This window comes from Acidovorax carolinensis (assembly GCF_002157145.1).
Lineage (GTDB): Bacteria > Pseudomonadota > Gammaproteobacteria > Burkholderiales > Burkholderiaceae_C > Acidovorax > Acidovorax carolinensis.
Genome location: NZ_CP021361.1, coordinates 1,641,738 through 1,659,640 on the forward strand (window position 1 = coordinate 1,641,738; position 17,903 = coordinate 1,659,640).

Genomic DNA, 17,903 nt, shown 5'->3' on the forward strand with positions numbered 1-17,903 from the left:
TTACCCGCACTCCAGGCCCCGTTCCATGCAATACCGCAACCTTGGCAAAAGCAATCTCCAAGTCTCCCGTCTGTGCCTGGGCACCATGATGTTTGGTGACCAGACCCCGCGTGACGAAGCCGCCGCCATCGTGGCCGACGCCCATGCCCAGGGGGTGAACTACATCGACACGGCCGATGTGTACACCAAGGGTGCTTCTGAAACCATGCTGGGTGAGTTGTTGCGCGGCCAGCGCCACGACTGGGTTCTGGCCACCAAGCTGGGCAACAAGATGTCGGAGCGCATGAACGAGTCGCACTATTCGCGCAGCTGGATGCTGCGCGAGGTCGAGGCCAGCCTGGGGCGGCTGCAGACCGACCATGTGGACATTCTGTATCTGCACCGCGACTACAACGGCATGAACCTGGAGGAGCCCCTGCAGGCGCTCGATGCCATGCTGCGCGCGGGCAAGATCCGCTACTGGGGTGTCTCCAATTTCCGGGGCTGGCGCATCACGGAGCTGGTGCACCTGGCCCGGCAGATGGGTATGCCCGGGCCCGTGGTGTGCCAGCCCTACTACAACCTGCTCAACCGCATGCCCGAGGTCGAGATATTGCCGGCCTGCGCCCACCATGGCCTGGGCGTGACGCCCTACAGCCCGGTGGCGCGCGGTGTGCTCACGGGCAAATACCTGCCCGGCCAGCCACCCGTGGAAGGCTCGCGAGCCGCCCGGGGTGACAAGCGCATCGCCCAGACCGAGTGGCGCGAAGAGTCGTTGCAGATCGCCCAGACATTGCAGCGCCATGCGCAGGAGCGGGGCGTGACGCTGGCGCAATTTGCAACGGCCTGGGTGCTGGCCCACCCGGCGGTGAGCTCGGTGATTGCCGGGCCCCGAACGCTGGCGCAGTGGCAAGACTATGCGCCAGCACTCGGCTACGCCATGACCGGCGAGGACGAAGCGCTGGTGGACTCGCTGGTGGCGCCGGGCCATCCGTCCACGCCGGGATACACCGATCCAGCCTACCCGCTGGACGGGCGGTAGGGCGGTTTGAAACCATGCCGTGAGCGGGTGCGTTGATGAACCATTTGTGCGTAACTCGGCCGAGCGTCGGCCAGGTGTTCCGGGTAACCCACAGGCTCTGAAACCCATCCGCACAACAACCGTTTTGCCCCTGGCCGGGGTGGTGCCGCTGCCGCAGGCGGTACGATCGCCCATGAAAAAAACTTTCCAGCTCCACATTGAAGGCAAGAACAGCGACCGCGTCCTGGATGCCGTCAAGCATGAAATCCGCAAGTACATCAAGCGCGAGCGCGGCCGCCCTGTGCCTGCCGGTGCGGATTTCTGGGACTTCGATTGCAAGTTCGGCCGCAGCGCCGAAACCGCCGAAGTCGCCCACCTTGCTGCCCTGATCGGCCTGATTGACGGCGTGGCCCGCGAAGGCGGGGCGCAGTTCTATGTCGAAATTCTGGCCAAGGGCGGATACCGCCAGGCCCGTCCTGCCTCGACGGGGGGAGAGGGCGACGGCGGCGCCACCACCGACGACGGCAATGAAAGAGGCGACGGCGACGGCGACTGAGCGTCCGTCCTTAATCCTGCCCTTTTGCCGCCTGCGCTGCCGCGGCTGCCGCGCGCAGCTTGTCTTTCTTGCTGGGCCGCTTGCCTTTGATGCCGCCGGTGCTTGCGGCCGTGGCCTCTGGTGGCACTTCGGTGGGCTCGAATCCGGGGATCTGTTCGCGCGGCAAACTCAAGTGCTGGCGTTTCTCGATCAGACGGAAATGCGCTTCGGCATCGGCTGTGACAAAGCTCACGGCCACGCCGCTTTCGCCCGCGCGGCCCGTGCGGCCGATGCGGTGCACGTAATCCACCGCAGAGCGGGGCAGGTCGTAGTTCACCACCGCAGGCAGCTGGGCGATGTCGATGCCACGCGCTGCCAGGTCTGTGGTCACCACCACCTGCCAGCGGTCGTCCTTGAACTCCTGCAGCACCTGCTTGCGCGCGCCCTGGCTCAGGCCACCATGGAAGGGTGTGGCAAAGATGCCGGCCTTGTAGAGCTTTTCGGCGACATGTTCGGCCGCATATTGCGTGGCCACGAACACCAGCACGCGGCTCCATTGGTGCTCCTGCACCAGGTGGCGCAGCAACTGCGTGCGGCGGCTCGCGTCCACCGCAATGGCGCGCTGCGCGATGGACGGCTCGTTGGCCGGGGTGTCGGCCACGGCCACGCGCACGGGGTCGGTCAGCAAGCCCTCGGCCAGCGTCTGTACAGCCGCCGGAAAAGTGGCCGAAAAGAACAGGTTCTGCCGCTGCTGTGGCAGCAGCGCCAGGGTGCGCTGCAGTTCCTCGGCAAAGCCCAGGTCGAGCAGGCGGTCGGCCTCGTCCAGCACCAGCAGGTTCACGCTGGCAAGCTGCAGTGCGTTGTGCTCCACCAGATCGAGCAGGCGGCCCGGCGTGGCGACCACCACATCGGCCCCACCGCGCAGGCCCATCATCTGGGGGTTGATGGAGACGCCGCCAAACACCACGGCCACTTTCACGGGCTGGGGCAGGTGCTGGGCCAGGGTGCGCACCACTTCGCCGACCTGGGCCGCCAGTTCGCGCGTGGGCACCAGAACCAGCGCACGCACCCGCCGCGGCGTGTGGGGCGCACCGGCTTGCAGCAGCTGCAGCAGGGGCAAGGCGAATGCCGCCGTTTTGCCCGAGCCCGTCTGGGCCGAGCCCACGACATCGGCGCCGCGCAGGATGGCCGGAATGGCCGCCTCCTGGATGGGCGTGGGCGCGACAAATCCCATGGCCGTGGCGGAGTGGATGAGTGCGGGAGAAAGACCGAGGGCAGAAAATGGCATGGTGTGAGACAAAAAATTCAGGCCACCAACCCGGCGCCACTGCGCAGCAGGTCATGGCCAGCAAAGAACACTGCGCGGCAGCCGTTGCACACACGCTAACGCCGTGCCATCCATGAAAACGCCTGCCGCCGGTGCTGTGGTGGGGCCGGCAGCGCCAAGGGCGTAGTGCCAGTCGCAACGGCAACCTGTGGGCGTGCATTGTGCGCCACCGGCGCGGGTGGCGATAATCGCAGCCCGTCCGCGCCCCGCGCTGCACAGCCTTTTTGATGCCATGAACCTTGCATTTGATTCGTCCACCATCACCCACAGCATCCAGTTGTCTGTGGCCCCGGTGTTTCTGCTGACCGCCGTGGCCGGCATGATTGGCGCGGTGGCCGGGCGGCTGGCGCGCATCATCGACCGTGCCCGCGTGGTGGAAAACAGTGCCCGCCACAGCGATGACGCTGATTTTCTGCAGCGCGCGCGGCTGGAGCTTGGGTACCTGCGTACCCGCGGACGCATGGCCAATGGCTGTATCGGCCTGCTCACGCTATGCGGTTTTCTGATCGGCGTGACCATCATCTTGCTGTTTCTGGGCGAAACCACCGACTTTCGCGGCCACACCTGGGCACTGGGTAGCTTCTTGAGCGGCGTGCTCTCGTTCCTGCTGGCCCTGGTGCTCTTTTTCGTGGAAACGGTGATGGCCACGCGCATCCTCAATTTCCACATGCTGCGCCCGCCGGTGCCTGCATCGGCATTTTCCCCTGCCCCTGCAACAGCGCCCACACCCGTCAACCCGCAGACCTGAGGCCCGCACCATGAAATCCTTGCGTGATCTGGCAGGCCTGGGCGGCCTAGTCTATTCCACCGACCATGGCCGCATGTGCCCCGACTGCCGCCAGCCGCAGGCGCAGTGCGTGTGCAAGGCCGCATCAGTGCCTGCAGGCGACGGCATCGTGCGCGTGTCGCGCGAAACCAAGGGGCGCGGGGGCAAGGCCGTCACGGTTGTCAAGGGCGTGGCGCTCGATGCCGATGCGCTGGCCGGGCTGGGCAAGCAACTCAAGGCCGCATGCGGCAGTGGCGGCACGGTCAAGGAAGGCGTGATCGAGGTGCAGGGCGACCATGTGGAGCGCGTGATGGAGGCACTGAAAAAACTCGGTCATCAGGTCAAGCGCGCAGGCGGTTGATGATGGACCCCACCCAGCTGCAGCGCCTGGTCACGGTGACCATGCCGTATGGCAAGTACAAGGGCCGCGTGCTGGCCGACCTGCCCGGCAACTACCTCAACTGGTTCGCCCGCGAGGGCTTTCCGCGCAGTGACCTGGGGCGCTTGCTGGCGCTCATGCACGAGATCGACCACAACGGCCTGTCACAGCTGCTCGAGCCCCTGCGCGCCGCCGCCGGCCTGCCGCCGCGCGCGCAAGACGGCTGAGGCAAGTCCTGCGCCGGTGCGGCCGAAAAACCTGGCTGGCAGGCTTTCGCGGCATGGTTTTGAATGAAACTGGGCTCTAGCCCAATATCCATAAGCGCAAGCAGCTATCTTTTTTGAGTATTTTGGTTGACTACGCCGTCGCGGCGGGCACCAGCCTCTGGCGCGCGGCCGCCATCACGCAATGGGTCAGCCGCTCAAGGCTTGCCTGGGCAGAGCGGGCGTGCACCCAATACAGCGCCATGTCCATGCCAGTGCCGGGCAGCAACTCCACCAGGGCGCCGGCATCGAGCTGGCGCTGGATCAGCGACCTCGGGTGCATGCCCCAGCCCATGCCCGCTTCGCAACCCCGTACGAAACCGTCGTTGGACGGCAGAAAATGCTTGGGCGGATTGCGGCGCGAGGCCAGGCCCTGTTGCTGCAGCCACTGCTCCTGCAGGCGGTCCTTGCGGTCGAAGGTGATCATCGGTGCGCGGGCAATGGCCTCGGCGCTGACCCCGCCGGCGAAATGCTGCGCCACAAACGCCGGGCTGGACGCCGCCACATAACGCACCGATCCCAGCGGCCAGGTGTTGCAGCCCGCGATGCTGCCCGCGCTGGCCGTCACGGCGGCCAGCACGTCGCCCTCCTTGAGGCGCTGGGCCGTATGGTCCTGGTCGTCGATGCGGATGTCCAGCAGCTCGTTGCCGCCGGCCGTGAAGGCGGCCATGGCATCCATGAACCAGGTGGACAGCGAATCGGCATTCACCGCCAGCTTCAGCGTGGGGGGCGCGGCCTGGCCGTCGGGCATCAGGGTCGGGTTGGTGCGGCGCAGTTCGTTTTCGAGCAGCGCCACCTGCTCCACATGCAGGCACAGCCGCCGCCCGGCATCGGTGCCGGTGCAGGGCGTGCCGCGCAGCACCAGCACCTGGCCCGTGCGTTCTTCCAGCTGCTTGATGCGCTGCGACACCGCCGAGGGCGTAACGTGCAGCCGGCGCGCGGCGTGCTCGAAGCTGCCTTCGCGCACCACGGCGGCCAGCGCCTGGAGTCCGGTGTAGTCGAGCATGAAGAGTTGCTAACTTTGGTTCAGGTGAATTAATTTTACTTAATCATGCCCGCTGCCCAGAATCGGTGGCATGTGGACTGCCAATGTTTCCTCTTCGTGGCTCGCCGGTTTCACCGTCTGCCTGTCGCTCATCGTGTCGATCGGGGCCCAGAACCTGTATGTGCTGCGCCAGGCCGTCAGCGGCCAGCATGTGCGCGCCTGCGTGGCCTGGTGCGTGGCCAGCGATGCGCTGCTGATTGGCGTGGGTGTGGCCGGCATGGCGCAGTTGCTGGGCCGCTCGCCCACGCTGGCCTATTACCTGACTATGGGCGGCGCGGCCTTCCTGCTGGCCTATGGCCTGTTGGCCTGGTGGCGCGTGCTGGCTGCGCCCGATGCCAGTCTTGGCACGGCGCAGGGCGTGGCGCCGCGTGGCCTGCTCAGCGTGCTGGGCACCCTGGCGGTGATCACGCTGCTCAACCCCCATGTCTATCTGGACACCGTGGTGCTGGTGGGCACGATCGGTGCGCGCCAGGATGGCGGGCTCAAGTGGATCTTTGTGGTGGGGGCTGCCTCGGCCAGTCTCGTGTGGTTCGCCACCCTGGCGCTGGCCGGGCGGCGGCTGCAAGGCGTGTTCGCCAACCCGAAGGCGTGGCGCGTGCTCGATGCGCTCACGGGCGCGATGATGTTCGTTCTGGCGTGGTGGATGTGGAGCGGCGCCCCCGAATAGCACCGCACGGGGCCGCTCCCCGAACCAGCCTGGCCCGGCAATCAGAACGCGGGAATGATGGCGCCCTTGTACTTGTCCTGGATGAACTGCCTCACTTGCGGTGTGTGCAGCGCTTTCACCAGTTTCAGGATGCTGGGGTCGTTGGCGCGGTCCTTGCGGGCCGCGATGAAGTTGGCGTAGTGCGAACTACCGTACTCCGGGAACAGCGCGTCTGTGGTGGGATTGAGCTTGGCTTCGATCGCATAGTTGGTGTTGATGAGGGCCAGGTCCACATCGGCGTGCGGAACAGCCGAGGCGGCCATTTTGAGCACCATATCGGCGGCCTGGGCGCCCAGGGCCAGCGTGGCCAGAGCAAGTGCGGAGAGTGTTTTCTTCATCATGGCAAATGACTTTCTTGGGCAATGACAACGGTGCAACGCGACGATGAATGCCCTGCGCATCCAGGTGCTTGCAGCCGGGTGGAACGTCTAGGTGCCGGTTGGGCGCAGTCTGGATTTTTATACCCGTATAGATATAACGAATTGTGTTGTTATTCTTCATTTCCTGCCGTTGCGATTTTGTATCCGATGGGCAGTTAGCCCAATAGATACAAGCGCAAGCAGCTATCAAAAAGAGAGTCAACGAGGATGATGACCGGCGGGCACTTCAGCGCGGTTCTGCCGCCTGCTCGCGTTGGTTGTGACATTTCAAGCGCGGTCCGACATCGCACTCGGTGAAAACGAATCAAGTGCGCCATTTGCCAGCGCGTGGATCACTTATTTCTTTCGTGCTGGATGTGGCCAGCTTTGGTGCTGGCACCCGCCCATGGGGGCCGCGGCGCCATCCTGTGGTGCGCACGTCGCGCCGCCCGTGGCGGAAGGCGGGGGCGTTTGTCGGGGATACTTCCATCCCGTTGCCTGCAGTCACGGCTCCCAAGCCTGCGAGCAGGCTGCTACACACACACCGCCGCCATTTTTCTGCCATGGATCCGCGCACCTTGAAACCGCCTGTATTCACCCGCCATGCATGGTTTGTCCTGCTGGGAGGCATGCTGGCTGCCGCCTGCGCCCAGGCGGCAGACCCGGCTGCGTCGTCCACATTGGTGCCGGCGGAGGATGGCGCCTCGGTCATCGATCTGCGGGCCCGGCTGGTCTGGCCGCGCTGCGTGGAGGGATGCAATGGAACGGCAAGACCTGCACCGGTACCCCGCAGCGGCTGGACTATGCGCAGGCCGCGGCGCTGGCCAATGCACGCTGGAAGGCCGACGGCGTGCGCTGGCGGCTGCCGCGCGTCCCTGAGCTCAAGCGGCTGGTGGACAAGACCGCCCGCCCGCCAGGGCCCAACCCGGTGCTGTTTCCGGCCACTCCGCCCGACTGGCATTGGTCGGGCACCGCCAATGTGCAGACGGGCTCGGGCAATCCATACAACTATGGCAGCGTCATGGACAGCCGCGCCGCAGGGGCGATGGCGGCAAGGCTTTCCGCCAGGGCTGGGCGGTGAACATGGAAACCGGGGAGAGCCGCGGCGACGTGGGCAAGGGCACCCGGCTGCTGGTGCGGCTGGTGCGGCCCCATGAACCAGACCCGGCGCCTGCCGAAGGCGCACGGTAACAGTGGCTTGCCGTGGCGGGCGGGCCTGGGCAGCGCAGGTCAGTGGCGCATTCTGGAATATCTGGAAAATTGGCCTGTAGCGCAATCGCGGTAAGCGCCTTGCGCTATGAAACCAGGAGTTCAGTGGCCGGCTGCTGACGCTCGATCGGCGGCCCCATCGCCAAACACGGGCTGCGAGCCGAAATACCCGACGAACAGATTGCGGGCGATGCCGTGGGCAGTGACCTGCAGGTCCTGCGCTACATCGGGTGCGAAAAGCCGGTGGGTGTGCTCGCCCCACAGGCGCACCCAGGCGGCAAAGTGCGCGGGCGTCACGCCCTGCAATGCCATGTGCTTGCCGAGCACGTTGCCGCGAAAACGTTTGCTGCCCAGCGCCACGGTGCACCAGAAGTCCACCATGCGCGCCAGATGGGGCTCCCACCGGTCGCGCAGGGCTTCCTCGAACACCGGGCCCAGCAGGGCGTCCGCCCGCACGTCGGCATAAAAACCGTGCACCAGGGCGGTCAGGCTCTCCACGCTGGGCGCGCGCCGCCCGCCGGTGTCTTCACCGCTGGGCGTCGGGCGCGGCGCAGAGGGGCTCAGCTGCATGCACAGCCCGTTGAACCGCAGCCACCGGCTGCGGCAGGGGCTGCCTCGAACTGGGGAAACAGCACGTTGTTCTCCAGGTGGATGTGGTTGATCAGGTCATCGCCAAACTGCGCAATGCCCGCATACAGGGCACGCCAGGTGTTGCATGCGCCTGCCGGGGGCGTGGCGTCATGGGTCAGGGCGTTCAACTGGTCGAGGGCCGTGCCATGGTCCACATGCTCGGCCCGCATCATGCCGATGGGCTGGCCCACAAACGGGTTGCCACCCGACTTGAGCATGGGAAACAGAATGGCCTCTTCCTTTTGCATGTGCGACAGCAGCTCTTGCTCCATTTCTTCGAGCAGATCGGCCAGCCCGGCCGGTACATCGGGGTTGTCGCGGTGCACGGCTTCCACCCGTCGGGCCATGCGGATCAATTCGGGCAACTGGACGCGATGGACGTCGTGGTAGCGCGTGAGGATGTGGTCCACCAATGCGCTCGGGTCACGTATTTCGGGAGTGGCGCTGGGGCGTTGCAGGGCGGCCAGCTCGGACAGCACGGCGTTCACGTCCAGACCTTTCTCGGCAGCTGCCGTTGCCAGGGGCACCTGGCCGCCGCAGCAGAAATCCAGCTTGAGGCGGCGGAATACGGCGGTGGCGCCGGGCAGTTGCACCGCAATCTGGCCGATTTGCTGGTCGGCACTCAGGGTGGCAGTGGCGGGCGCGGTGGTTTCCAGACGGGCATTCATGGTGTGGTCCTTTAAAGATTCATGTGGTGTGAATATTTTATGGCATAAAATTCATGTCATCTATCCCTATTAATTGATCTGCGGCAATCAAATGCGTCTGACCCAATGGACCGACTACACGCTGCGCGTGCTGATGTATTGCGCAGCCAGCGAAGGGCGCGTGCAGCCCGTCACCATCACCGAGGTGGCAGAGAGCTATGGCATTTCACGCAGCCACCTCACCAAAATTGTCCAGGAGTTGTCTGCCCTGGGCCTGCTCAATACCTCGCGCGGGCGCGGCGGCGGCATACGCCTCATGAAGCCCGCGAGCGACATCAACATTGGTGCCGTGGTGCGCGCCACCGAAACCGATTTCAATCTGGTTGAATGTTTTGACCCGGAGCACAACCAGTGCCGGCTCAACAGCCACTGTTACCTCAAAGGGGTGCTTGGTCAGGCCATGCAGGCCTTCCTCACCGTGCTGGACAAGGTGACGCTGGCCGACCTGCTCACCGAGCCCCACAGCGTGGTGGCTATGCCCCAGTCGCGTCGCGTGGCTGCGGTGCAGATGGTGCCGGGGTTGCCGGATGCGGTCGCGTAGCCAGCGGCTGAAAAGCACTGCTGGCACGGGATGTGGCCTGGTGTGCCGGTCCCCGTCCATCTCCGAGCCCTTCAGGGGCGTAGCACTTCCAGAACGCGATCCAGTCCGCCCTCGTTGATGGCAATCTTGGCCTGCGCGCGCACGGCGGGCTTGGCATGGTAGGCCACCGACAGGCCTGCGGCGCCCATCATGGGCAGGTCATTGGCGCCGTCGCCCACGGCAATCGCCTGCGCGGGCGAAATGCCCATGAGCGAGGCCAGTTCGAGCAGGGTGCGGCGCTTCTCCAGCCCGTCACAGATGTCACCCCAGGACTGGTCCACCATGCGGCCCGTGAGCAGGCCGTTTTCCACTTCCAGCATGTTGGATCGGGCAAAGTCGATGCCCAGGCCCGCCCGCACGCGGTCGGCGAAGAAGGTGAAGCCGCCCGAGACCAGCAGCGTGGTCAGGCCGGCGGCCTTGGCGGCGGTGATGAGTTCCTTGGCGCCGGGGTTAAAGCGCAGGCGTTCCGAGAACACCTGCTCCATGTGGCCTACGGTCACCCCTTCAAGCAGGGCCACGCGCTGGCGCAGGCTTTCCTTGTAATCGGAGATCAGGCCCTGCATGGCGGCCTCGGTGATGGCCGCCACTTCGGCCTTGCGGCCGGCGGCATCGGCGATTTCGTCCACGCACTCGATGTTGATGAGGGTGGAGTCCATGTCAAAGGCGATGAGCTTGTAGCTCGACAGGGACAGCGGGGCGCAGATGTCTTGAACAACAAGGCCGGGGGCGAATTCGGTAGCGTGGGTCATGAAAAAAAAACGGGGCGGTGTCATGGATGGCAAGGGCGCCATGTTAGCCGCGCAGACCGGGTGCCACGCTCCTCCCGCACCCCGAGGGGCGGCCATTGATGCTCAGTGGGGGCGTTGTGGCCGGGCGCCTCGCTCTGCATTCGCGCAGGTGTGGGCTGCAGCACTCTCGTCGATCCTGCCCAGAAACAGGCGAATGAAGAAGACCATCATGCACAGCATGAAGGCAATACCGATGATGCTCATCAGGCCGTAGTCGGTGGAAAAGAGATCGGTCAGCAGTTTCATGAAACCCTCCTGATTGAATGGTTTTCCGACTATTGCGCCAACGCAGGTCGACCAGGTTGATGTGCATCAATGGGTTGTGGAGTGGGCGCCGCTGCCTACTTCGGATGCCCAAGGTAGAGCGGGTCGGACCAGGTGGCCAGCCACTGCGGCTTGAAGGCCACGAAGATGGCCGTGAGCATGCCCGTGACAAATGCATCACCCCAGGCCATCAGCCAGCGCGCCACCAGCGAGAGTTCGTCGCCCACCCCGGGCAACGGCTGACCGCTCCATTGCGACAAGGCGCCCGACGCAAAGAGGCACAGCACTGTGCCCAGAAACGCGCGGCCGAGCACATAGACGAAGAGGTGGGTTCCGAGGAAGCGCCGCACCAGCGCCCCCACAATTAGCGCCAGCGTGGCCGGTACCACGCCTTGCCAGGCGATGGCCCCCAGCGCCTCTGGCCAGCCCATCGCCGGCGATACCAGGCAGGCAATCACCCCCACCCCCACCAGTACCGGAATGGCCAGCGGCCAGCCCAGCATCAGCACCACCATGCAGGCGCCTGACCATTGCAGCTGCAGCGGCATGGCATGCAGTGTGGGCAGGGCCCACATCCACGGCAGCACCACCAGCGTGGCCAACAAGGGGGTGAGCAACGGGGAGGGCTCGCGGTCGGCCCCATTGGCCGCCATGTGGCTGCCCAGCAGGCGCCAGGGGCGCAACCCCAGCGCGGCCAGCAGGGCGATGGCCGTCAGCGCAGCTTCAAGCACCATGGCGGATCGCAAAGTGGGCGCTGCGCATGGCTCAGGCGGCAACAGGCTGCGCCAGCGGCTGGCCCAGGCTGCGCAGGATGTCCCGCACCATCTGCGCCCGGTCCTTGGGGTCCTTCAGCTCACGCTCGATGCGCAGCTTCTCGTTGCCCGCCAGCTTGATGTGCTTGTTCTTCTGGATCAGCTCGATGATGCGCATCGGGTCAATCGGTGGCTGGGGCTTGAAGGTGATGTGGATCACACCCGGTGCGGCATCCACCTTCACCACGCCATAGGGCTGGCTCAGCACGCGCAGGCGGTGCACGTCGATGAGCGTCTGGGCCTGCGGCGGCAGCTTGCCAAAGCGGTCCACGATCTCTTCGAGCAGGCCGTCGATCTGGTCGGGGTTCTTGGCCGTGGCCAGCTTTTTGTAGAACGACAGGCGCAGGTGCACGTCGCCGCAGTAGTCGTCGGGCAGCAGGGCAGGGGCGTGCAGGTTGATGTCGGTGGTCACGGACAGCGGGCTCAGCAGATCCGGCTCCTTGCCGGCCTTGAGCGCCTTGACGGCCTCGTTCAGCATCTCGTTGTAGAGCTGGAAGCCTACTTCGAGCATGTTGCCGCTCTGGTTCTCACCCAGCACCTCGCCCGCACCGCGGATCTCCAGGTCGTGCATGGCCAGGTAAAAGCCGCTGCCCAGTTCCTCCATCTGCTGGATGGCGTCAAGCCGCTGCTGCGCCTGCTTGGTCAGGCCCTCGATGTCGGGCACCATGAGGTAGGCATAGGCTTGGTGGTGGCTGCGGCCCACGCGGCCGCGCAGCTGGTGCAGCTGCGCCAGGCCGAACTTGTCGGCGCGGCTCATGATGATGGTGTTGGCCGTGGGCACGTCGATGCCGGTCTCGATGATGGTTGAGCACAAGAGGATGTTGTAGCGCTGGGCCACAAAGTCGCGCATCACGCGCTCGAGCTCGCGCTCGGGCATCTGGCCGTGGGCCACGGCGATGCGGGCCTCGGGCAATATCTCTTCGAGCTTCTGGCGGCGGTTCTCGATGGTCTCCACCTCGTTGTGCAAAAAGTAGCATTGACCGCCGCGCTTCAATTCGCGCAGCACCGCCTCGCGGATCACGCCCGTGCCCTCGTTGCGCACGAAGGTCTTGATCGCCAGGCGCCGCTGCGGCGCGGTGGCGATGACCGACAGGTCGCGCAGGCCTTCCAGCGCCATGCCCAGCGTGCGCGGGATGGGAGTGGCCGTGAGGGTGAGCACGTCCACCTCGGCGCGCAAGGCCTTCATCTGCTCCTTGTGGCGCACGCCGAAGCGGTGTTCCTCGTCGATGATGAGCAGGCCCAGGTTGTGGAACTTGGTCGATTTGGAAAGCAGCTTGTGCGTGCCCACCACGATGTCCACCGTGCCGTCGCCGATGCCCTTGATGGCGGCGGTGATCTCCTTGCCCGAGCGAAAACGCGACACCTCGGCCACCTTCACCGGCCATTTGCTGAAGCGGTCCTGCAGCGTCTGGTAGTGCTGCTCGGCCAGCAGCGTGGTGGGCGCCAGAAACGCCACCTGCTTGCCACCCGTAACGGCCACGAAGGCTGCGCGCAGGGCCACCTCGGTCTTGCCAAAGCCCACGTCGCCGCAGACCAGGCGGTCCATGGGGCGGGGGCTGATCATGTCCTGGATCACCGCGTGGATGGCGGCGTTCTGGTCGGCCGTTTCTTCGAAGCCGAAGTCGTTGGCAAAGGTCTCGTAGTCCTGCGGGCTGTAGCGGAATGCGTGGCCCTCGCGCGCGGCGCGGCGGGCGTAGATGTTGAGCAGCTCGGCCGCGCTGTCGCGCACCTGCTCTGCGGCCTTGCGCTTGGCTTTTTCCCACTGGCCGCTGCCCAGCTTGTGCAGCGGCGCCTCATCGGCGCTCACGCCGGTGTAGCGGCTGATGAGCTGCAACTGGCTCACCGGCACATACAGCACGGCCTTGTCGGCGTATTCCAGGTGCAGGAACTCCTGCATGGCAGGCGTGCCGTCGGGGTTCTTGTTGCCCACGTCCATGTTGATGAGGCCCCGGTAGCGGCCGATGCCATGCTGGCTGTGCACCACCGGGTCGCCCACGTTCAGTTCGGCCAGGTCCTTGATCAGCGCCTCGACGTCGCTCACCTGCTCCTGCTTCTTGCGCCGGCGCGTGGTGGGGCCGGCGGCGAACAGCTCGGTCTCGGTGACGAAGTCGATACCGTCCTCGATCCAGCTGAAGCCCACGGTGAGGCCGGCGGTGGCAATGCCCACCTTTTCGTCGGCATGGCCCTGGAATTCAGCCAGCGAGTCGAAGGCCGGCGGGTTCAGTTGCGAAGCGCGCAAAAAATCGAGCAGGCTCTCGCGTCGGCCATCGCTCTCGGCCAGCAGCAGCACCCGGTGCTGGGTGTTGCGGATGTGGGCGTGCAGGCGGGCCAGCGGGTCCTCGGCCCCGCGCACCACCGACAGGTCGCCCAGCTTGTGGAAGTGCGGGTTGTCATTCACGTCCTGCACACCCGGGCGCAGCGACAGTTGTGCGTGCTGGTTGGCCCGTGTGTAGAACTGGTCGGCGGAGAGGAACAGCGCTTCGGGCGGCAGCGCCGGACGCTCAGGGTCGCCCTGCACCAGGCGGAAGCGGTCTTTGGTGTCTTGCCAGAAGCGCTGGAACGCGGGCTCCAGGTCGCCATGCAGCACCACGGTGGCCTCGCCACCGAGGTAGTCGAACACGGTGGCCGTTTCGTCGAAGAACAGCGGCAGGTAGTACTCGATACCGGCCGTGGCCACGCCCGCGCCCATGTCCTTGTAGATGCGGCTCTTGGTCGGGTCACCCTCGAGCATCTCGCGCCAGCGGCTGCGGAATTTGGCCCGCGCATCGTCGTCCATGGGGAACTCGCGGCCGGGCAGCAGGCGTACCTCGGGCACGGGGTAGAGGCTGCGCTGGCTGTCGGGGTCGAAGGTGCGAATGGAGTCGATCTCGTCGTCGAACAGGTCCACGCGGAATGGCACGAGCGAACCCATGGGGAACAGGTCGATCAGCCCGCCGCGCACCGCGTATTCGCCAGGGCTCACCACCTGCGACACATGCGAGTAGCCCGCCAGGGTGAGCTGGGCCTTGAATTTGGCCTCGTCGAGCTTTTGCTTGACCTGGAAGTGGAAGGTGTAGCCCGCAAGGAAGGACGGTGGCGCCAACCGGTACAGCGCGGTGGTGGCTGGCACCAGCACTACATCGGCTTCGCCCTGCGAGATGCGCCACAGCGTGGCCAGCCGCTCGCTGATCAGGTCCTGGTGCGGCGAGAACGTGTCGTAGGGCAGTGTCTCCCAGTCGGGGAACAGCGCGCAGCGCAGGCCCGGGGCAAAGAACGCCATTTCTTCGATGAGGCGTTGCGCATCGGTCGCATCGGCCGTGACGATGGCAGTGGTGCGGCCGCCAGCCTTGTCGCGCTCTGCCAGGCGGGCCAGCAGCAGGGAATCGGCGCTGCCCACGGGGCGGGGCAGGGTGAAACGTTTTCCGGGGAGAGTTTGGGCAGTTCCATGCGGGACGGTGTCGTCTGGGGCCGCCGCATCCCCTGGGGCGCGAAACGCGCACGGGCTGGATGGGGGGCAGCGGGAGATTTTAGAATGAGCGACCCATGACTGCCCCGCTACCGCATTCACCGATCGCTCCCTTGTCCGCCCCGGGGCGCTTTTGGGCGCTGGTGCCTTGTGCAGGCATGGGCTTGCGGGCCGTGCCGCCTGCCGCCACGCCCGCCGCGGCATCGGCTGACCCGGCCTTGCCAAAGCAGTACCACCCGGTGGCGGGGCACCCCATGGTCATGCACACCCTGGCGGCCTTTGCCGGCGTGAGCCGCTTGCTGGGCACGCTGGTGGCGGTGGCGCCGGGAGACCATTTTCTGGACGCCTACGCCCATCCCACGTTCTTCACGGTGGAATGCGGTGGGCCCACGCGTGCAGATACCGTGCTGGGCGGCTTGCGCGCCCTCGTTGCGCGTGGTGCCCTTCCCGACGATTGGGTGCTGGTGCACGACGCGGCACGCTGCCTGGTGACATCCCGGCAGATCGATACGCTGATCGACACCTGCCAGCACGACGCCGTGGGTGGCCTGCTGGCGCATAAATTGGCCGACACGCTCAAGACATCGATTGATGGACCCGGTGGCGTGCGCGTGGCCTCCACCGTGGACCGCAGCGACAAGTGGCTGGCGCAGACGCCCCAGATGTTCCGCATGGGCCCTTTGAGAGCGGCCATCGAACATGTGGGCTCGGGTGCCACCGACGAAGCCAGTGCCATGGAGGCGATGGGCCTGCACCCGCGGCTGGTGCCCGGTGGGGCGCAGAATTTCAAGGTGACGTATCCGGACGACTTTGCCCTGGCGGCCGCCGTGCTGGCGCAGCGGGCGCATGGTGCGACGCTGGATCGTTTTGGTGGCGCGCGCGGGCAGGTGGCGCCGGCCTATGGCAAGAAGACCATGTTTTGAGCCCCCCCGTGGGCGAAAGTGACTCGATGAATTTCAGGATTGGTGAAGGCTGGGACGTGCACGCACTGGTACCTGGGCGCCGGCTGGTGATCGGCGGGGTGGAGATATCCCATTCCATGGGCCTGCTGGGCCATTCGGATGCGGATGTGCTGCTGCATGCGATCACCGATGCCCTGCTGGGGGCCGCTGCCCTGGGTGATATTGGCAGCCATTTTCCGGACACTGACGCGGCGTTTCGCGGCGCGGATTCGGGTGTGCTGCTGGCCGAGGCGGCGCGCCGGGTGCGCGCGGCGGGCTACGACATCGGCAACATCGACAGCACGGTGGTGGCGCAGGCGCCGCGCCTTGCACTGCATATTCCCGCCATGCGCCGGTGCATTGCAGCTGCGGTCGGTGTGGACGATGCGCAGGTGAACGTCAAGGCCAAGACCGCCGAACGTCTGGGCCCGGTGGGCCAGGGGCTGGCCATGGAGGCCCGGGCGGTGGCGTTGCTTTTCAGAGCCTGACGTGCCAGCGTGGGTGGCGCGCCGCGCGGACTGAGCGGGTCGTGCCCTGGTGTTCAAGCCCGGTCTGGAACGGCAATGATCGCCGCGTGCCGGCGGCCGGGTTGGCCAGGCACGCGGCGCGAACTCAGCCCATGTGGTCTTCGGCCCGGCGGCGGGGAAGCTGCCGCTTGACGGAGGGACGCTGCAGGCGTTGCTTGGGGTCTTCGCCCTCGGGCATGTTGGTGGCCCGCTGCAACTGGATATGGGCCACGAGCCCGCCACTGCTGGAATTGGCCAGTGCAAAGATGCCACCCATGCGCTGCACCGTCTTGTCCACGATCGACAGGCCCAGCCCGGCACCTGCGGCCGCGGTGCGCGCCGAATCGCCGCGAAAGAACGGCTTGGTCAGGTTGGACAGTTGCTCGGGCGGCACGCCGGGGCCGTGGTCGCGCACCTTGATCAGCACCCAGTTTTCGCGGCCCTTGGCGGCAATGTCCACATGGGTGACGCCGGTGTCCACGGTTTTGCCGTAGCGGCGCGCGTTTTCCAGCAGGTTGGAGATCACGCGCGCCAGCTCCACCTCGTCAGCCAGCACGTTCAGGTCTTCAGGGACCGCCATGGTGATCTGCAGCTCGCGGTGGTCCTGCACCGCATAGACACAGGACGACACCACGCCGTGCAGGTTGACGGGGGTGAGTGTGACGTGGTCGGGGCGGGCGTAGTCCAGAAACTTGTCGATGGTGGCGTCCAGCTGCACGATGTCGGCCACCATGTGTTCGCGCGCGATTTCGTCCACCACGCTCATTTCGGTTTCGAGCCGCAGGCGCGCCAGGGGCGTGCGCAGGTCGTGTGAAATGCCGGCCAGCATGACGGCGCGGTCCTGTTCCAGCTTGGCAAGCTTTTGCGCCATGCGGTTGAAGCCGATGTTCACCTCGCGGATTTCGCTGGTCACCGCCTCTTCATCCAGGCGGCTGGCGGCAAAGTCGCCATCGCGCACGCGGTTGGCGGCATAGGAAAGCTGCTTGAGCGGCTGGTTGATCAGCCGTGCAATGGCGGCGGCGCCGGCCAGGGACAGGGCGCCCGCCGTGATCAGCCAGATCAGCCAGGTGCGGCCACCGGCAGGGCTGAAGCGTGAGCGGTCCATCAGCAGCCAGTTGGGGTCGCCGTTGATGTTGAAGCCAACCCACAGGCCGTTTTCGCCGTTCACGTTCTGGGCCACGATGGTGTCCGGACCCAGGCGCTGGGTCAACTCGTCCGTGAGGCGGTTGCCCAGTGCGGTGCTGTCAAGCAGCGTGAATTTGTCGCCCGGCTCGCGCGGCAGGATGCGCACCCCCTCTTGGTCGGCCATGGTCTTGATGAGCGACACCCGCGCGATGGCGTCGGCGTGCACCAGGGCTGCGCGGCTGAGGTTGACCAGCGAGGCGATCTGCTGGGCCGTGTGCAGCGTGCGCGGCTCGAATTCCAGTGCCCGCAGCGTCTGCAGCCAGGCCAGGATGCTGCCCACCAGCAGCAGCGCCAGCAGAAAGAAGGTGCGCCAGAACAGGTTCAGCCCCACGCGTGCGCGCTGCTCGCGTGCACGGCGCAAGGATTCCAGCGGCGCGGGGCTGGTGGCGTCGGAGGGGGCGGTCACCGGCTGCCGGGGCGATGCCACCGACGGGCCTTCGGGTTTGCGCATGAACA

General features: G+C 66.0%; 18 protein-coding genes and 2 pseudogenes. 10 read left to right on the forward strand and 10 right to left on the reverse strand.

Annotation, left to right across the window (positions count from 1 at the left end):
• Nucleotides 1–25 precede the first annotated feature (25 nt).
• Nucleotides 26–1,021, forward strand: a complete 996-nt coding sequence (locus tag CBP34_RS07740; RefSeq protein ID WP_094097697.1) for an aldo/keto reductase — start codon at nt 26–28, stop codon at nt 1,019–1,021.
• Nucleotides 1,022–1,193: 172 nt separating this feature from the next.
• Nucleotides 1,194–1,556: a DUF6172 family protein gene (locus CBP34_RS07745; protein ID WP_094099104.1), complete on the forward strand. Its 363-nt coding sequence runs from the start codon at nt 1,194–1,196 to the stop codon at nt 1,554–1,556.
• Nucleotides 1,557–1,566: 10 nt separating this feature from the next.
• Here CBP34_RS07745 and CBP34_RS07750 read toward each other — a convergent pair whose 3' ends face one another.
• The gene (locus tag CBP34_RS07750; protein ID WP_094097698.1) at nt 1,567–2,823 is read right to left on the reverse strand and encodes a DEAD/DEAH box helicase; all 1,257 of its coding nucleotides are present in this window, start codon (nt 2,821–2,823) and stop codon (nt 1,567–1,569) included.
• A 271-nt stretch (nt 2,824–3,094) separates the two neighbouring features.
• Here CBP34_RS07750 and CBP34_RS07755 point away from each other — a divergent pair, with 271 nt between their 5' ends.
• The 3 genes from CBP34_RS07755 to CBP34_RS07765 are packed head-to-tail and all read left to right on the forward strand — an operon-like array spanning nt 3,095 to nt 4,234.
• Nucleotides 3,095–3,610 carry a DUF2721 domain-containing protein gene (locus tag CBP34_RS07755; protein WP_094097699.1) on the forward strand — a complete coding sequence of 172 codons (516 nt, stop codon included), beginning with the start codon at nt 3,095–3,097 and terminating at the stop codon, nt 3,608–3,610.
• A gap of 10 nt (nt 3,611–3,620) precedes the next feature.
• Nucleotides 3,621–3,989, forward strand: coding sequence for a translation initiation factor Sui1 (locus CBP34_RS07760; protein WP_094097700.1), 369 nt, complete (start codon nt 3,621–3,623; stop codon nt 3,987–3,989).
• Between the two features lie 2 nt (nt 3,990–3,991).
• Nucleotides 3,992–4,234, forward strand: a complete 243-nt coding sequence (locus tag CBP34_RS07765) for a DUF3820 family protein (RefSeq protein ID WP_086914031.1) — start codon at nt 3,992–3,994, stop codon at nt 4,232–4,234.
• 130 nt (nt 4,235–4,364) lie between these two features.
• On the opposite strand, the gene CBP34_RS07770 is transcribed toward CBP34_RS07765, so the two are convergent.
• A complete protein-coding gene (locus CBP34_RS07770) occupies nt 4,365–5,276 on the reverse strand; it encodes an HTH-type transcriptional regulator ArgP (protein ID WP_094097701.1) in 912 nt (303 codons plus the stop codon).
• Between the two features lie 70 nt (nt 5,277–5,346).
• Here CBP34_RS07770 and CBP34_RS07775 point away from each other — a divergent pair, with 70 nt between their 5' ends.
• The gene (locus CBP34_RS07775) at nt 5,347–5,982 is read left to right on the forward strand and encodes a LysE/ArgO family amino acid transporter (protein WP_094097702.1); all 636 of its coding nucleotides are present in this window, start codon (nt 5,347–5,349) and stop codon (nt 5,980–5,982) included.
• Nucleotides 5,983–6,023: 41 nt separating this feature from the next.
• Here CBP34_RS07775 and CBP34_RS07780 read toward each other — a convergent pair.
• Nucleotides 6,024–6,260, reverse strand: a pseudogene (locus tag CBP34_RS07780) (MetQ/NlpA family ABC transporter substrate-binding protein); the annotation flags it as partial.
• An 874-nt stretch (nt 6,261–7,134) separates the two neighbouring features.
• On the opposite strand from CBP34_RS07780, the gene CBP34_RS19975 reads away from it, so the two are divergent.
• A complete protein-coding gene (locus tag CBP34_RS19975; protein ID WP_236748536.1) occupies nt 7,135–7,461 on the forward strand; it encodes an Lcl domain-containing protein in 327 nt (108 codons plus the stop codon).
• A 230-nt stretch (nt 7,462–7,691) separates the two neighbouring features.
• Here the strand turns inward: CBP34_RS19975 and CBP34_RS07790 are convergent, their stop codons facing one another.
• Entirely contained in the window at nt 7,692–8,159 is a 468-nt protein-coding gene (locus CBP34_RS07790) for a group III truncated hemoglobin (RefSeq protein WP_236748537.1), read from the reverse strand.
• A complete protein-coding gene (ytfE, locus tag CBP34_RS07795; protein WP_094097704.1) occupies nt 8,150–8,887 on the reverse strand; it encodes an iron-sulfur cluster repair protein YtfE in 738 nt (245 codons plus the stop codon). The genes CBP34_RS07790 and ytfE overlap by 10 nt, the downstream gene beginning before the upstream one ends.
• A 91-nt stretch (nt 8,888–8,978) precedes the next feature.
• On the opposite strand from ytfE, the gene CBP34_RS07800 reads away from it, so the two are divergent.
• Nucleotides 8,979–9,467, forward strand: a complete 489-nt coding sequence (locus CBP34_RS07800) for an RrF2 family transcriptional regulator (protein ID WP_094097705.1) — start codon at nt 8,979–8,981, stop codon at nt 9,465–9,467.
• Nucleotides 9,468–9,538: 71 nt separating this feature from the next.
• Here the strand turns inward: CBP34_RS07800 and serB are convergent, their stop codons facing one another.
• From serB to mfd, 4 genes and pseudogenes are all read right to left on the reverse strand, one after another.
• Nucleotides 9,539–10,255 carry a phosphoserine phosphatase SerB gene (gene serB / locus CBP34_RS07805; protein ID WP_094099106.1) on the reverse strand — a complete coding sequence of 239 codons (717 nt, stop codon included), beginning with the start codon at nt 10,253–10,255 and terminating at the stop codon, nt 9,539–9,541.
• A gap of 102 nt (nt 10,256–10,357) precedes the next feature.
• Nucleotides 10,358–10,540, reverse strand: a complete 183-nt coding sequence (locus CBP34_RS07810; RefSeq protein ID WP_086912067.1) for a DUF3149 domain-containing protein — start codon at nt 10,538–10,540, stop codon at nt 10,358–10,360.
• Nucleotides 10,541–10,635: 95 nt separating this feature from the next.
• A complete protein-coding gene (locus tag CBP34_RS07815) occupies nt 10,636–11,292 on the reverse strand; it encodes a hypothetical protein (RefSeq protein ID WP_094097706.1) in 657 nt (218 codons plus the stop codon).
• Between the two features lie 31 nt (nt 11,293–11,323).
• Nucleotides 11,324–14,796 (reverse strand): annotated as a pseudogene (gene mfd / locus CBP34_RS07820) (transcription-repair coupling factor).
• A 96-nt stretch (nt 14,797–14,892) separates the two neighbouring features.
• Between mfd and CBP34_RS07825 the strand changes: the two are divergent.
• Together CBP34_RS07825 and ispF are read left to right on the forward strand one after the other, a co-directional pair.
• Complete coding sequence (locus tag CBP34_RS07825) at nt 14,893–15,738, forward strand: IspD/TarI family cytidylyltransferase (protein ID WP_094097707.1); 846 nt, start codon at nt 14,893–14,895, stop codon at nt 15,736–15,738.
• A 26-nt stretch (nt 15,739–15,764) separates the two neighbouring features.
• A complete protein-coding gene (gene ispF / locus CBP34_RS07830) occupies nt 15,765–16,244 on the forward strand; it encodes a 2-C-methyl-D-erythritol 2,4-cyclodiphosphate synthase (RefSeq protein WP_094097708.1) in 480 nt (159 codons plus the stop codon).
• Between the two features lie 124 nt (nt 16,245–16,368).
• Here the strand turns inward: ispF and CBP34_RS07835 are convergent, their stop codons facing one another.
• Nucleotides 16,369–17,898 carry a sensor histidine kinase gene (locus CBP34_RS07835; RefSeq protein ID WP_086912072.1) on the reverse strand — a complete coding sequence of 510 codons (1,530 nt, stop codon included), beginning with the start codon at nt 17,896–17,898 and terminating at the stop codon, nt 16,369–16,371.
• Nucleotides 17,899–17,903 lie beyond the last annotated feature (5 nt).

Bases quoted from the DNA above. Each gene is read 5' to 3' on its own strand.
- CBP34_RS07755 (WP_094097699.1), top strand. From the start codon at position 3,095: ATGAACCTTGCATTTGATTCGTCCACCATCACCCACAGCATCCAGTTG.
- CBP34_RS07760 (WP_094097700.1), top strand. From the start codon at position 3,621: ATGAAATCCTTGCGTGATCTGGCAGGCCTGGGCGGCCTAGTCTATTCC.
- CBP34_RS07740 (WP_094097697.1), top strand. From the start codon at position 26: ATGCAATACCGCAACCTTGGCAAAAGCAATCTCCAAGTCTCCCGTCTG.
- CBP34_RS07765 (WP_086914031.1), top strand. From the start codon at position 3,992: ATGGACCCCACCCAGCTGCAGCGCCTGGTCACGGTGACCATGCCGTAT.
- ispF (WP_094097708.1), top strand. From the start codon at position 15,765: ATGAATTTCAGGATTGGTGAAGGCTGGGACGTGCACGCACTGGTACCT.
- CBP34_RS07775 (WP_094097702.1), top strand. From the start codon at position 5,347: ATGTGGACTGCCAATGTTTCCTCTTCGTGGCTCGCCGGTTTCACCGTC.
- CBP34_RS07790 (WP_236748537.1), bottom strand. From the start codon at position 8,159: ATGCAGCTGAGCCCCTCTGCGCCGCGCCCGACGCCCAGCGGTGAAGAC.
- CBP34_RS07835 (WP_086912072.1), bottom strand. From the start codon at position 17,898: ATGCGCAAACCCGAAGGCCCGTCGGTGGCATCGCCCCGGCAGCCGGTG.
- CBP34_RS07815 (WP_094097706.1), bottom strand. From the start codon at position 11,292: ATGGTGCTTGAAGCTGCGCTGACGGCCATCGCCCTGCTGGCCGCGCTG.
- ytfE (WP_094097704.1), bottom strand. From the start codon at position 8,887: ATGAATGCCCGTCTGGAAACCACCGCGCCCGCCACTGCCACCCTGAGT.
- CBP34_RS07750 (WP_094097698.1), bottom strand. From the start codon at position 2,823: ATGCCATTTTCTGCCCTCGGTCTTTCTCCCGCACTCATCCACTCCGCC.
- CBP34_RS19975 (WP_236748536.1), top strand. From the start codon at position 7,135: ATGCAATGGAACGGCAAGACCTGCACCGGTACCCCGCAGCGGCTGGAC.
- serB (WP_094099106.1), bottom strand. From the start codon at position 10,255: ATGACCCACGCTACCGAATTCGCCCCCGGCCTTGTTGTTCAAGACATC.
- CBP34_RS07745 (WP_094099104.1), top strand. From the start codon at position 1,194: ATGAAAAAAACTTTCCAGCTCCACATTGAAGGCAAGAACAGCGACCGC.
- CBP34_RS07800 (WP_094097705.1), top strand. From the start codon at position 8,979: ATGCGTCTGACCCAATGGACCGACTACACGCTGCGCGTGCTGATGTAT.
- CBP34_RS07825 (WP_094097707.1), top strand. From the start codon at position 14,893: ATGACTGCCCCGCTACCGCATTCACCGATCGCTCCCTTGTCCGCCCCG.
- CBP34_RS07810 (WP_086912067.1), bottom strand. From the start codon at position 10,540: ATGAAACTGCTGACCGATCTCTTTTCCACCGACTACGGCCTGATGAGC.
- CBP34_RS07770 (WP_094097701.1), bottom strand. From the start codon at position 5,276: ATGCTCGACTACACCGGACTCCAGGCGCTGGCCGCCGTGGTGCGCGAA.